The sequence below is a fragment of the Haloferula sp. A504 genome (assembly GCF_044385805.1).
In the GTDB taxonomy this organism is placed as follows: domain Bacteria; phylum Verrucomicrobiota; class Verrucomicrobiia; order Verrucomicrobiales; family Akkermansiaceae; genus Haloferula.
The window spans coordinates 19,259-32,033 of the sequence record NZ_JBISBU010000062.1 but is presented as its reverse complement, the minus strand read 5'-3'; the positions used below and the strand labels follow the sequence as shown (position 1 = coordinate 32,033).

The 12,775-nt window shown below is 64.9% G+C and carries 12 protein-coding genes; 4 read left to right on the top strand and 8 right to left on the bottom strand.

Going from position 1 to position 12,775, the window contains the following annotated elements; translation table 11 throughout:
- On the bottom strand, window positions 1–2,663 hold a 2,663-nt coding region (locus ACG2LG_RS20240), incomplete at its 3' end, for an SNF2-related protein (protein WP_396262123.1).
- Window positions 2,664–2,720: 57 nt separating this feature from the next.
- Window positions 2,721–4,211: a sulfatase gene (locus tag ACG2LG_RS20235; protein WP_396262121.1), complete on the bottom strand. Its 1,491-nt coding sequence runs from the start codon at window positions 4,209–4,211 to the stop codon at window positions 2,721–2,723.
- Window positions 4,212–4,323: 112 nt separating this feature from the next.
- On the opposite strand from ACG2LG_RS20235, the gene ACG2LG_RS20230 reads away from it, so the two are divergent.
- Entirely contained in the window at window positions 4,324–4,797 is a 474-nt protein-coding gene (locus ACG2LG_RS20230; protein WP_396262120.1) for a hypothetical protein, read from the top strand.
- 34 nt (window positions 4,798–4,831) lie between these two features.
- On the opposite strand, the gene ACG2LG_RS20225 is transcribed toward ACG2LG_RS20230, so the two are convergent.
- From ACG2LG_RS20225 to ACG2LG_RS20210, 4 genes are all read right to left on the bottom strand, one after another.
- On the bottom strand, window positions 4,832–5,374 hold the full coding sequence (locus ACG2LG_RS20225) for a glutathione peroxidase (RefSeq protein WP_396262118.1): 543 nt from the start codon (window positions 5,372–5,374) through the stop codon (window positions 4,832–4,834).
- A gap of 56 nt (window positions 5,375–5,430) precedes the next feature.
- On the bottom strand, window positions 5,431–5,829 hold the full coding sequence (locus ACG2LG_RS20220) for a hypothetical protein (protein WP_396262116.1): 399 nt from the start codon (window positions 5,827–5,829) through the stop codon (window positions 5,431–5,433).
- 149 nt (window positions 5,830–5,978) lie between these two features.
- Complete coding sequence (locus ACG2LG_RS20215) at window positions 5,979–7,163, bottom strand: hypothetical protein (protein ID WP_396262114.1); 1,185 nt, start codon at window positions 7,161–7,163, stop codon at window positions 5,979–5,981.
- Window positions 7,164–7,283: 120 nt separating this feature from the next.
- On the bottom strand, window positions 7,284–8,618 hold the full coding sequence (locus ACG2LG_RS20210; RefSeq protein WP_396262112.1) for an alpha-L-fucosidase: 1,335 nt from the start codon (window positions 8,616–8,618) through the stop codon (window positions 7,284–7,286).
- 88 nt (window positions 8,619–8,706) lie between these two features.
- On the opposite strand from ACG2LG_RS20210, the gene ACG2LG_RS20205 reads away from it, so the two are divergent.
- The 3 genes from ACG2LG_RS20205 to ACG2LG_RS20195 all read left to right on the top strand — a co-directional run bounded on the left by ACG2LG_RS20205 (window position 8,707) and on the right by ACG2LG_RS20195 (window position 11,931).
- Window positions 8,707–10,656: a right-handed parallel beta-helix repeat-containing protein gene (locus ACG2LG_RS20205; protein WP_396262110.1), complete on the top strand. Its 1,950-nt coding sequence runs from the start codon at window positions 8,707–8,709 to the stop codon at window positions 10,654–10,656.
- A gap of 197 nt (window positions 10,657–10,853) precedes the next feature.
- Window positions 10,854–11,252: a hypothetical protein gene (locus ACG2LG_RS20200; protein WP_396262108.1), complete on the top strand. Its 399-nt coding sequence runs from the start codon at window positions 10,854–10,856 to the stop codon at window positions 11,250–11,252.
- A 46-nt stretch (window positions 11,253–11,298) separates the two neighbouring features.
- Window positions 11,299–11,931 (top strand): hypothetical protein, encoded by a 633-nt coding sequence (locus ACG2LG_RS20195; RefSeq protein ID WP_396262107.1) that lies wholly within the window; start codon window positions 11,299–11,301, stop codon window positions 11,929–11,931.
- A gap of 79 nt (window positions 11,932–12,010) precedes the next feature.
- On the opposite strand, the gene ACG2LG_RS20190 is transcribed toward ACG2LG_RS20195, so the two are convergent.
- Together ACG2LG_RS20190 and ACG2LG_RS20185 are read right to left on the bottom strand one after the other, a co-directional pair.
- Entirely contained in the window at window positions 12,011–12,445 is a 435-nt protein-coding gene (locus ACG2LG_RS20190) for a TA system VapC family ribonuclease toxin (RefSeq protein ID WP_396262105.1), read from the bottom strand.
- A complete protein-coding gene (locus tag ACG2LG_RS20185; RefSeq protein WP_396262103.1) occupies window positions 12,445–12,699 on the bottom strand; it encodes a hypothetical protein in 255 nt (84 codons plus the stop codon). The genes ACG2LG_RS20190 and ACG2LG_RS20185 overlap by 1 nt, the downstream gene beginning before the upstream one ends.
- Between the last annotated feature and the right edge of the window lie 76 nt (window positions 12,700–12,775).

The following is a 12,775-nucleotide window of genomic DNA, read 5'->3' as shown; positions in this document are numbered from 1 at the left end:
CTCTTCTTCTGCTGGAGCTGGTGGATGCGCTCCTCGACGGTGCCCTGGCAGATGAGCTTGTGGACGAAGACCGGGTTCTTCTGGCCGATGCGGTAGGCGCGGTCGGTCGCCTGGGCTTCGGCGGCGGGGTTCCACCAGGGGTCGTAGTGGATCACGGTGTCCGCCGCCGTGAGGTTGAGGCCGGTGCCGCCGGCTTTCAGGGAGATGAGAAAAAGCGGGATTTCGCCGGTTTGGAAGCGCTCGACCAGCTCGCCGCGGTTCTTCGAGCCTCCGGTGAGCATGAGGTAGCGGACCTTCCGCCGCTGGAGGTGCGCGGCGATGAGGTCGAGCATCGAGGTGAACTGCGAGAAGAGCAGGATGCGCCGGCCTTCCTCGACCAGGGTGTCGAGCAGGTCGGCGAGGTAGTCGAGCTTGGCCGAGCCGGCGGCGTCGGCCTCGAGCTTCGACTCGTTCCCGAACTTGAGCAGCTTCGGCTCGCAGCAGATCTGGCGCAGCTTGAGCAGCGCCTCGAGGAAGAGCATGTGGGAGCCTTCGAGACCCTTGATCGCGATCGACTGACGGACCCGCTTGTCCATCGTCGCGCGGACGGTCTCGTAGAGGTCCTTCTGGGCGGTGTTGAGCTCGACCGGGTGGACGAGGATGGTCTTCGGCGGCAGTTCCTTGGCGACCTGGTCCTTGGTGCGGCGGAGGATGAGCGGGGCGACGCGATCCTTGAGGGCCTGCTGGCGGCCCTCGTCGCCCTCGTCCTCGATCGGCTTGCGGAAACGGCGCTTGAAGTCCTCCTGCCCGCCGAGGAAGCCGGGCATGAGGAAGCGCATCAGGCTCCAAAGTTCGCCGAGGTGGTTCTCCACCGGGGTGCCGGAAAGGCAGAGCCGGTGACGGCCTTCGAGCTCGCAGGCGGCCTTCGAGACCTTGGCGGCGGGGTTCTTGATGTACTGCGCCTCGTCGAGGATGATCACGTGATACGAGAACTGCCGTAGTTGCTCCACATCCCTCTGCAGCAGCGCGTAGGAGGTGAGGACGAGGTCGGCGTAGGGAATGGAGCGGAAGTATTTCCGGCGCCGGGGTCCCTCGAGAACCAGAGGTGTGAGCGAGGGCGCGAACTTTTTCGCCTCGGCCAGCCAGTTGGGCACCACGGAGGTGGGGGCGACGACGAGGGCGGGAGTCTTCTCCAGCCGGCCCGCCTCCTTCTCGGCGAGCAGGTGGGCGAGGGTCTGCATGGTCTTTCCCAGCCCCATGTCGTCGGCGAGGATGCCGTGCAAATCGTGTTCGGCGAGGAAGCGCATCCACTCGAATCCGGCCTTCTGGTAGTCCCGGAGATCGGCGCGGAGGCCGACGGGGACATGGGTTGACGCGTCACGGGTTGACGGGTTTTCGCTGAGTGAGCGAATGAGTTGCTCGAGTCTCTTGGGTGGGGAGAACTTTTCCGGGTCCTGATGGGCAAGGCCGGCGGCATCGAGCGGGTGCAGCCGGAGTTTCGAGCCCTTGAAGCGGCGGGGGTCGATCAGCGCGGACAACTGCTGGAGGATGCGCCGGATGCGGTCGGCGGGGAGCTGAAGCGAGCGTCCGTCGTCGAGTTGGTGCAGGATGCTGCCCTCGGCGGGAAATTCCAGCGTGACCTCGTCGGCCCCGCGGTCGAGGAGGTCGGCGAGGATGGGCAGCAGGTCGAGTTGCCGGCCGCCGACGTCGAAACCGACGGACAGGTGGAACCATGAGCCGCCGGGGTCGCTCTCGAGCCGGTAGTCGATGGCCTCGGGGTCGACCGGGATGACCTCGTGGCCGACGTCGTCGTCGAAGGACACGGTCCAGCCCTGGGCTTCGAGCTGCTTCGACCCGATCGCCCGCAGCCACGGCCAGTAGTCGTGATGGCTGCCGTGCTGGGGAAACCAGAGCCCGGCCGAGGAGGGTGAGGCACCCGGGGAGTCCTTCTTCTGGTCGAGGGCGAGAAGGAAGCGGTACTGCGGCTGGGAGCCGAGCGAGGCGAGCCCGGTCTGCTGGAGCTGGAGGATGGCATTCATCTCCGCCGCCCCGTCGCGGGCGAGGATGGAGCCATCGGCCAGCGGCTGTTCCCGGAGCCCCGGCTTGCCCCCTAGGGGGGTACGGTGTTCGCCGTAGCGAACTTCCGGCCGCGCCACGACCCAGTCGCCGGTGTCGGGCAGCTTGAGCGCCTGGAGCAGCAGCCGGACGACGCGTGAGTCGGTCGGCTCGCGGGCCACGCGTAGATGGAAGGACGGGGGATGGGCTCGCGCCGCCGGCGCGGCGGGGGGATGGGTGCCGATGGGGTTTTGCGCCGCTGGCGCGGCGGGGGGATGGGTGCCGATTTCATAATCGGCGCTCCGATCGGCGTTCCTGTCGAGCAGGTCGTCGAGCTTGCGGGGCTTCGAGACCACGGTGAGCAGGGCGACGGCGTGGGGGCAGAAGCTCCGGAGCTCGCAGGCGCAGGTGCTTTCGAAATCCCAGCCGCTCCCTTCGGGCCAGAGGATGATCTCGCAGGGCTCGCCGCCCACTTCGGCCCGGAGGACGAGTTGGCCGTCCTGCCAGTCGCCGCGCAGGCCGCGGACCCGGCCCTTGAGCTTGGTTCCAATACCCAGCACCTCATCCTCGAAGCGACCTTTCCAGGCCCCGGCGAGGAGATGGTCGCGGATGTCGGAATCAGTGGCCACGTGATCCGGCGAGACTACGGCCCCGCAGGCAGGCGGTCCAGCGTCGGACGACCGGGATCACTCGACCACGGGCCGCAGCGGCTTCTCGGAATCCGGCGACTCGACCGGATACTGGGCGCCGGCGTCCTCGAGCGCCTTTACCATCGCGGCGATCATCCGCTTGCGTTCTCCGGGCCTGGCTTGGGCCAGGTTGTTCTGTTCGGCGCGGTCCTCGGCGAGGTTGAAGAGCTCGCAGCGCTCCGCCGCGGGCTTGGTGTAGTGGTAGATGAGCTTCCAGTCGCCCTTGCGATACACGGTGTAGTAGCTGCTGCGGTGGGAGTGGGGGAAGTGCATCAGCCATTCGGCTTCGCGATCGAGCGGTTTGCCCGCCAGTGCCGGGGCGAGGTTGTCGCCATCGACCGGCTCCTCGTAGTCGACGCCCGCGAGTTCGAGGAGCGTGGGAAAGATATCGGTGATGTCGGCGGCTTGCCGGTTGAGGGTTCCGGCTGCGATGGGCAGCCGGGCCTGAAGCGGGTTGGCGGGATCCGGCCTGGCCCAGGTGGCGATGAAGGGGATGCGCATCCCGCCCTCGTAGTGGGTGCCCTTCTTGCCGCGGAGGGGGGCGGAGCTGGCAACTTCGTGGGTGCCTCCAAGCGGAGCGTCGCTGCCATTGTCGCCGAGGAACAGGACCAGGGTGTTTTCGGCGACGCCGAGAGCCTCGACCTGATCGAGGATCTGTCCGACCGAGGTGTCCATGCTTTCGATCATGGTGGCGTAGGCCTTGGCCGGCTTGGGGATGTCGGCGTCGGCATAGTGATCGAGGTATTTCCGGTTCGCCTGAAATGGTGCATGAACCGCGTAGTAGGCCATGTAGGCGAAGAACGGCTTCTTGGATTCGACGGCCTTGCCGAGGGCGGCATTCATCTCCCCGGTCAGCGCCTCGGTCAGGTAGATGTCCTTTCCGTGATACTTCTCGAGGTCGGGGACGGCCCGCTGCTTGTTGCCCTTGATCCAGCCGAATCCATCCGTTCCGTAGTAGCTGCCCGGCTGGCCCCACGAGCAGCCGCCGATGTTCACGTCGAAGCCGAAGTTGCCGGGAAATTCACCGTAGGCATCGATGGGCCCGAAGTGGGCCTTGCCGGCGTAGATGGTGTGGTAGCCGCCGGCCTTGAGGCGTTGCGGCAGGGTCTGGTCATCCTTCGTGATCCCCTCCCATTTCCAGTCCGGCGGCCCCTGCGGGCCGCGATTGTTGTTCTCCGAGCGGATCCACTGGGTGGTGTGATGACGCGCCGAGCTTTGCCCGGTGATGATCGAGATCCGGGTCGGTGAGCAGACGCTGTTGGCGTAGAACTGCTCGAAGCGGATGCCGGTCTTCGCCAACCGCTCCATCGAGGGCGTGCGGTAGAGGCGATTGAGCGGGTGGACTTCCGGCTTGCTGTCCGGCCCGGCGAGAAAGGGCACCGAGGTGTCCATCAGTCCCATGTCGTCGACCAGAAAGACGAGGATGTTGGGACGCTCGGCGGCGAGCGCGGGACTGATCGCGAGGACGAGGGCAAGCAGGCGGGTCATGGGCGGCATACGCCCCCGTAGCCCCGGGCTTATCAGGAGCACGATGTCGGCACAAATCCCATGGCCAAAAGGTGCCGGACGCGGTAAGGTCACGGTTGCAACTCCCATAGCCATGAATGCGAAAATCGACCCCGTTGCCGAAAAACTCGCGCACGTCGATGCGCGACTCGAGGCGCTTGAATACAAGCTCCAGGAAATCGGCCGCCCCGCGGCCAACCGGCTGTATGAACGACTGGAGGCCCTGAAGGTCGAGGACCGCGCCCTGCGGCGCAACCTCGAGGAAGCCGAGGACAAACCGAATCCGGCCCGGCTGGCTCACCTGGACGCCCTGATCCGCCACATCGAGCGCGAGGAACTCTCGGTCGAGCACGAGGCGGCCTTCCTGGAGAACTCGGCGCCGTCATCGGTCACGGTCGCCGCCGAAACCGGGGCGCGCGTGGCCAAGGTTCTCGGCAGGGGGATTCACAAGGTCCTGCACGGCCATCACCCCTTCGGCCATTCCGTGTTTGTGAACCACAGCCACGCCAGCCTCGTGGAGTACCACGGACTGAAGGAAGAGGCGGCTCCGACGGTCCGCAAGCCGTAGCTGCCGCCGGCTGCCGATCGATTGTCCGTCAACGTCATTCCCCGAGCGCCTTTTCGATGGCGGCGGTGACCTCCTTGCTGTCGGGCTTCTGCCGGGGCTCGAAGCGGGCCAGCGGCTTGCCGTCGCGGTCGATCAGAAATTTCCCGAAGTTCCACTTCACGTCGCCGGGGAAGGCGCCGTCCTTGCCGGTCAGCGCGGTGTAGAGCGGATGCTGGTCCTGGCCCTTGACGTGGATCTTCTCCATCAGCGGGAAGCTCACGTCGAACTTGGTGCTGCAGAATTCCTGAATCTCCTCGAGGGTGCCCGGCTCCTGATTGCCGAAGTCGTTGCAGGGGAAACCGAGCACCACGAAGTCCTTCGACTTGTATTTGTCGTAGATCGCCTCGAGCGCCGCGTACTGCTTCGTCAGCCCGCATTTCGAGGCGGTGTTCACGACGAGGACGACCTTGCCCTTGTAGTCGGCCAGTGAGGTTTCCTTGCCGTCGATGGTCTTGAAGGGGATGGCGCTCAAGTCTCCCGCGAAAGAGGGTGAGCTGAGCGTGACCGTGGCGGAGAACAGGGACAGGAGGCGTTTCATGAGCCGGAAGGTAGGTCGTGATCCGCCGCGCGCAAGCGGTCGTATGGGCTGATGCTTCAGTAGTAGATCCGGCTCTGATAGGGACTCCAGGCACCCCAACCGTAGCGGCTCCAACCGAGTGAGGCTTCCATCTCGATCTCGGCGGCGGCCCGCTGGTCGCGGGCGATCTGCTGTTCGACCGCGAGACGCTGATATTTCTCGTGTTCCTCGGCACCGCCGACATAGACCACGCCCTGGTCCGAATCCTTGTAGCCGTAGACCATCTTTCCATTCATTTCCTTGTTGTAGAGCTTGTAGGGCTCCATCCGGTCGTAGAGCGCCGTCTGTTCCTCGTTGGCAGGCTTTCTGGGCTGGAAACCGGAGGCGGAAAGGAGGCGCTTGGTGTTGGACGAGCCCATGCCGGCGCACGAAGCCAGGACGAGGGTGAGAACAAGAGCGATGAAGGTGGCTTTCATGATCGGGGGATTCTGGCGGATGGAGAGCAGATGCGCAAGTTCACGTCCTGCGGAGCGCGGGGTGGTGGCATTCGGAGCTCCGGCGGGGACACAAAAAACGACCGCATCCCGGCGAGGGGTGCGGCCGTGAAAAAGGGGGCGCGGGGGCCTCAGCCCTGGTCGTCGCCCGGCTTGTCCGGCCGGTTTTGAAGCCGCTTGCGCAGGTTGGCGATGGTCTGTTCCTTCTGCTGAACGGAACCTGCCAATCGCTTCCGCAGCTCTTCGGCTCCGGCCAGCTTGCGCTGGGCTTCGGTCAGCTGCTGCTTCTGCTCAGCGGCGGTCTGCTGCGCGGCTTTCAACTGCTCTTGCAGCGCATCGATCTTGGCGGCACCCGCCGCACGGGCCTGCTGGAGTTCCTTGCGCGCGTCGGCTTGCGCCTTCTGAGCCTCGGCCAGCTGCTTTTCCTGCTCGGAGGTCTTCTTCTGGCTGGCTCCCAACTGTTTGCGGAGCTCGTCGAGCTTGCCCGCGCCTTCCGTCTGCGCCTGTTCCAGCTCCTTGCGGGTGTTGGCGTGGGCTTTCCGCGCCTCCGTAAGTTGTTCCTGCAGCTGCCTGGCCTGCGTTTCGGTCTTGGCGAGAGCCTCCTGCCCCTTCTTCAACTCGGCTCCCATCGCTTGCTCGGACCGCTGGGCCTGCGTCCGGGCGTCTTGAAGGGCATTCCTGACTTCGCCGAGCTCCTTGCGGGTGGTTTGCAGCTGCTTGACGGTTTCGGCATTGGCTTTAACGGCTTCCGCGAGCTGTTTGCCGGCCGTCTGGCTTTGCCCCTTGAGCTGCCGGTTCTCGCGCATCAGGGCCGCCTTCTCCCGCGGCTCCTTCATTTCCTTGCGCAGCTGGACCAACTCGGCCTCCAGCGAGGTGAACTCTTTCATCGTGGTGTCCAGGCGGTCACGGAAACTCCCGAGCTTCTTCTGGGCCTCGCCGCCGATGGCGAGCTGCTCGGCGCGCTCCTCGGCGGTCTTCTTCCATTCGGCGGCGTTCTTTTCGAAGCTGGCGGCCTTTCGCTTCCAGGCTTCCGCCGACTGGCGGCTTTCCGCGAGTTGCTTCCGGAGTTCCGCAATCTCGCGTTCCTTGTGCGTATTCGCCTTCTGGCTCGCGGCGAGTTGGATCAGTGCCTCGTCGCGGCGGTTCACCGCCTGGGTGACCTGCTGGCGCGCCTGCTTCAGCGTCGCGGAAAGGGAGTCGAAACTTTCGAGGATGACTTGTTCGGAGATCGGGGCCTGCTTGGCGGGGGCGGCGACCGAGGCCGGAAGCGCTGAGATCAGCGCGCAGAGGAGGGTGGCTTGTGCGGTGTGGTTCATGGTCAGTCTGGTTTGAGACGAATTCGATTACTTCATAACTCCAAATATCCAATGTATCAAAAGCAATCTTGAAACACTTCGAGATAGAGTCGAGTGGCGGTCGGGTTTGTCCGCGAAGACTCACTCTTCGAGGGCGATGGCGCCCTTGATGTCCACGGCGACGACCGTGTCGACCGGGTCGGGGGCGGTCGCGGGCAGGGTCAAAGTGGCACCCTCGACCCTTACCTTGGCCCGATTCGCCAGCAGGCGGGCACCGGTGATCTCATTGGCCAGGCCGGGTAGCTTGAGCTTGCCGTCCTGTGGCCAGTCGAAGACGTGCAGGTAGAGCCGGGTGCCACCATCGATGGCTTTCATGGTGCAACGGCCCCAGGGGGTCGACTTGAACGGATTGGCCGAGGTGCCGTGGATCGACTCGGCGTTGACCTTCATCCAGTCACCGATGGCCTCCAGGCGTTCGACGCTCGGGGCGGGGATTTCGCCTTCGGCAGTGGGGCCGACGTTGAGCAGGTAGTTGCCGCCCTTGCTGGCGATGTCGACCAGATTGCGGATCAGCTTTTCGGAGGACTTCCAGTCGTGGTCGAGGTTCGAGTAGCCCCAGGTGTCGTTCATCGTCATGCACGATTCCCAGTCGACCCCGGGCAAACCGTTCGCGGGGATCTGCTGCTCGGGCGTGCCGTAGTCGCCGCGGAACTTGTCGTCCTTGCTCATGCCCTCCATGCCCTTGCGGCCCTTGTCGACGCGGTTGTTGACGATGATGTCGGGCTGCAGCGAGCGCACGTAATCGTCGAGGTCCTTGCCGCGCTCGTGGGTCCAGGCGTCCTCCCATTCACCGTCGAACCACAGGATGCCGACGTCGCCGTATTCGGTGAGCAGTTCCTTGAGCTGGGCCTTCATGTAGGCCGTGTAGGCGTCCATGTCGGGCGCGGGGTTGTCGGCGTTGCCGCGCCACGGCTTCTTGGTCCCCCAGTCCGGGTGGTGCCAGTCCATGATCGAGTGGTAGAGACAGAACTTGAGCCCGTGCTTGCGGCAGGCTTCGGCGAGCGGCTTGAGCAGGTCCTTCTTGTAGGGGGTGGAAGCGATGTCCCACTCGGTCTGTTTCGAATCCCACAGGCAGAAGCCGTCGTGGTGCTTGCTGGTGATGACGATGTACTTCATCCCGGCGTCCTTGGCCAACTTCACCCAGGCCTCGGGATCGTACTTCACCGGGTTGAACTGATCCTTGAGCGGCTCGTATTCGGCGACCGGGATCTTGGCGTGGTTCTGGATCCACTCGGCGATGCCCTTGTAGGGCTTGCCCTTCCACTCGCCGGCGGGAATCGAATAAACGCCCCAGTGGATGAACATCCCGAAGCGGGCCTCCCGGAACCACTCCATCCGGGCATCGCGCTCGGCCTCGGTTTCGGCATTCAGGGGGAGGGCGGACAGGGCGATCGCGAGGCAAAGCAGGGCCTTCATGACGAAAGAAACGCCATCCCGAGCCGGAATCTAGCACGGCTGACACGGGTTGTGAGAACCGTGGCGGCGGAGCGGTATCCTCGAAGTCATGAAATGTGGTTGGATGATGATCCTGCTGGCGGGTGCCGCGGCGGGAGCGATGCTCGAAATCAAACCCGGCGACGACCTCGCCGCCGCGCTCGAACGGTCCCGCCAGCTCCGCGCGGATCATCCAGGTGAAGCGGTCGAGCTGGTCTTTCTCGACGGCGTTCACCGGATTTCCTCGCCGCTGGTCCTGACCCCCGCCGACTCCGGCACGGAAGACGCTCCGCTGCGCCTGGTCGCGGCACCGGGGACGAAGCCGGTGATCTCCGGCGGCCGCAGGATCGGCGGGTTCACGGTCGGTGCCGACGGACTCTGGCGCGCGAAGGTTGAGGGGCCGGCCTTCGATCAATTGTGGGTCGATGGCCGGCGGGCGACCCGGGCGCGCGAGCCGGACGAGGGATTCGTGCGGATGAAGAAAGTCGATGAGGAAAAGCTCGGCGAGGACCGGGCACGGCAGACCGTCACGCTGCCGCCGAAGGTCCTCGAACCGTTGCGGACGCTCGAGGCCGCGGATTTCGCGCGGGTCCAGATGCTGGCCTACCACAAGTGGGACAACACGCGGCGCTTCCTCGACCGGATCGACGGCGACACGCTGGTCACCCATGGCAGGCCGATGAAGCCTTGGAACCGCTGGGACGCGAAGACCGGCGTGATTTTCGAGAACTTTTCCGCGGCGCTCGACGAGCCCGGCGAGTGGTTCCTGTCCCGCGGCGGCGAACTCACCTATCGGCCGCGGCCCGGCGAGGATCCCGCGACGGCCGAGGTGGTGGCGCCGGTCACGGAAAAGCTGCTGGTGATCCGGGGCCGCCCGGAGGCGTCGGTGGCGCATGTCAGGATCGAGGGCCTGGCGTTCCGGCACGCCGGCTGGAGCTGTCCGCCGGAAGGCTTCGAGCCGGCCCAGGCGGCGGCGCCGATCGAGGCGGTGATCCAGGCCGATCACGCCGCGTCCGTGACCTTCGTGGACTGCGAGATCGCCCACACCGGGATCTACGGCCTCTGGTTCCGCGACGGCTGCCGCGATTGCCGGCTGGAAAAGACCTACTTCCACGACCTCGGGGCCGGCGGGGTCCGGATCGGGTCATCGCAAATGGAGCGCAGCACCGGCGGCAACCGGGTCGAGGACTGCATCATCCGCGACGGCGGTCACGTCTTTCCCTGCGCGGTCGGGGTGTGGATCGGCCACAGCCCGGACAACCGGATCCTTCACAACGAGATCAGCCATTTCGCCTACACCGGCGTCTCGGTCGGCTGGCGCTGGGGCTATGCCGAGAGCGATGCGAAGCGCAACCGCATCGACTTCAACCACATCCACCACATCGGCGACGGCCGGCTCAGCGACATGGGCGGGATCTACACGCTGGGTCCGTCGGAAGGCACCACGCTGCGCCACAACCACATCCACGACATCGTCTCCTACGCCTACGGCGGCTGGGGGCTCTACAACGACGAGGGCAGCACCGGCATCCTGCTGGAGAACAACCTCGTCCACCGAACCACCACCGGCGGCTATCACCAGCACTACGGAAAGGAGAACGTGATCCGGAACAACATCTTCGCCTTCGCCCGCAACCCGCAGCTTCAGTTCACCCGGCCCGAAGAGCACCTCTCGTTCCGATTCACGGGGAATATCGTGATTTGGGACAAGGGCCCGCTGTGGGGCGGCGGTGCGCGTGGCAAGGGGATCCTCGAGTCCGAACGCAATCTCTACTGGCGCACCGATGGCGGTCCGATCGACTGTTTCGGCATGTCCTTCGAGGAATGGCGGGCGAAGGGGCAAGACCGCAACTCGGTCGTCGCTGATCCTGGATTTGTCGATCCGGCTCGCGGGGATTTCGATTTTCAGGACGAGGAGGCGGTGCGGATGATCGGGTTCCGTCCCTTCGATCCTGCCGCTGCCGGAGTGCGTGGCGATGCCGGGTGGAAGGCGCTGGCGCGTGAGACCCCGAAGCACTGAACGAGCGGATGTTTCGGATTCGGTTCGCCACGAGGCTTATCCTCGGCCACCGAAGCGGTTGAGGACGGGCAAATGCGTTTTTCCAGGGCTTCGCCGGTGAAATCAGGCGGAGATCCGGGGTGCATGAACGGCAGGTGCAGCGAAAACATTTGACCGGATCCGATTCCGGGTTTTGAAAAGCATCCATCTTTTCCATCATGAAGAATCGCCACCTCCTCTTTCTGCTGCCCGTCCCCGTTCTCCTGCTCAGCCAGTGCATCGTTGTCGAAGAGCCCGGCTCAACTACCGGCTCTACCGGACAACAGCCCTCTGGGTCCCAGGCTGGATTCACCCAGCCACTGACCGCCACTAGCGGCTCGGGTAGCGTGACGGTCCGCGAGGGCAATCGGACCCTGAGTGTCATCCGCACCGCCCTCCCGAACGTCGAGGAGACCCGCTGGTACAGCGAGCAGGAGCAGATTGCCGTCAAGTCCCGGGGCAATCATGGTCCGGCCACCGTGCAGCTCTTCGATAGCAGGACCGGCCGACAACTGGGCAGCGTTCCGGCCTATGAAGCCGCCAACGGGCCTGCCTGGGCGCGGGGCATGGCGGAATGATTGATGAATCTCAACACCAGATAAGCCACTCCAACCTCCCGATCCCATGATCCGTTCCATTCTGTTGTTCACTGCCGTCCTGGCGCTGTCCGCCGCCGGGGAAACCAAGGCGAAGCGCATCGAGTTCAAGCCCGGCGAGAGTCACACGGTCGTCAGTGGCGAGGTGAGCGGCCGCGATTCGGTGCTCTACAAACTCAACGCCCGCGACAAGCAGTGGCTGAAGGTTCTGATTCTCCCGGTCGGGAAGGGAGCGGATTTCAACATCTACATCCCGGGGCGCGGGCCGGGCGAGGAGGCGCTCTTCAACTCCTTGAGTGGTGGCAGGGAATACGTCGGCCAGCTCTACAAGAGCGGCGATCACTCGATCGATGTATTCCTCAACCGCGCCGCCGCAAGGCGGGGGGAAACGGCCGGGTACAAGATGCTGGTGAGCATCACCGACGAGAAGCCGCCCGAGGAGGAGAAGCCGGCCACGGGTCCGGTGCCCGACAAAGTGATCAACGATTGCCTGGCCGCCCTGCGGAAGCAGATCCCGGACAGGGAGATGAAGGTCATCAAGGCGGAGCGCGGGGAGACTTCGTTCATCATCGATGTCGACGTCGAAGGCGTGGAGAAGCCGTGGCGCTGCTATCACGACGGCACCCAGTGCACCGGCACCGAGTATCAGGGCGAGGGCTGAGGTTCGGAACTGCCCGAGACACCGGACCGCGAGAAGGCCAACGAGGTGCTGGTGGGAATCCGGGAGGAGTTCCGCCGGATCACTCCGGGATGACCACCAGCGCGGAGGTGCCGCCTTTCACCGAGGCGGGATCGATACGGGTGTCGAGCGTCACGAATTTCGCATCGTGGCGCACCGCCAGGGCGAGCAGGTAGAGGTCGGTGATCTGCGCCGGAGTGTTCGATCCCAGCGCCACTCCGAGCGAAGGATCGAGAATCGAGCGGTCCTCGGCAACGAAGTCATGTCCAGGCACCGAGCGGATCCGGGAGAGCATGGCAGCGGCATCGCGCATGTTCCCGGGGCCGGTGGGGTAGGCGGGATTGGCAAAGATCCGGAGGAAGCCGTTCTCAGTGAGGGTGCAGGTCAGGATCGTGTCAATCGCCCGTCCCCGGAACCACTGTTGTGTCCTCCCGTGGTGGTCGTGGAGTCGGTCGAAGCGGGCGAGCAATACGTTGATGTCGAAGAGCGCCCTCATCAGATCCCTTCCTGCTCACGAAGCCGGTTGACCAGCTCGTTCGTGACCGGCGGCCCGGTGTAGCCCTTCCGCTCGAATACCGGCCAGCCGTCCTCGTCGATGGTGAAATGCTCCTCCGCAGTCGGCGGCGGGACGGGGCGCAAATCCCGCTCCAAGGCGCGGGTCACCAACTCCCGCAGGGTCATCCGGCGCCGGGCGGCGGTCGCCTTCGCCTCGATCAGCAGATCGTCGGGGAGATCCAGCGTCGTTTTCATATGGGTAATCATATGGGTTTATGGGTCGACGTCAAGGTCACCGCTCCTTGGTGAGTGAATCCCCCCTCGGTCTCCC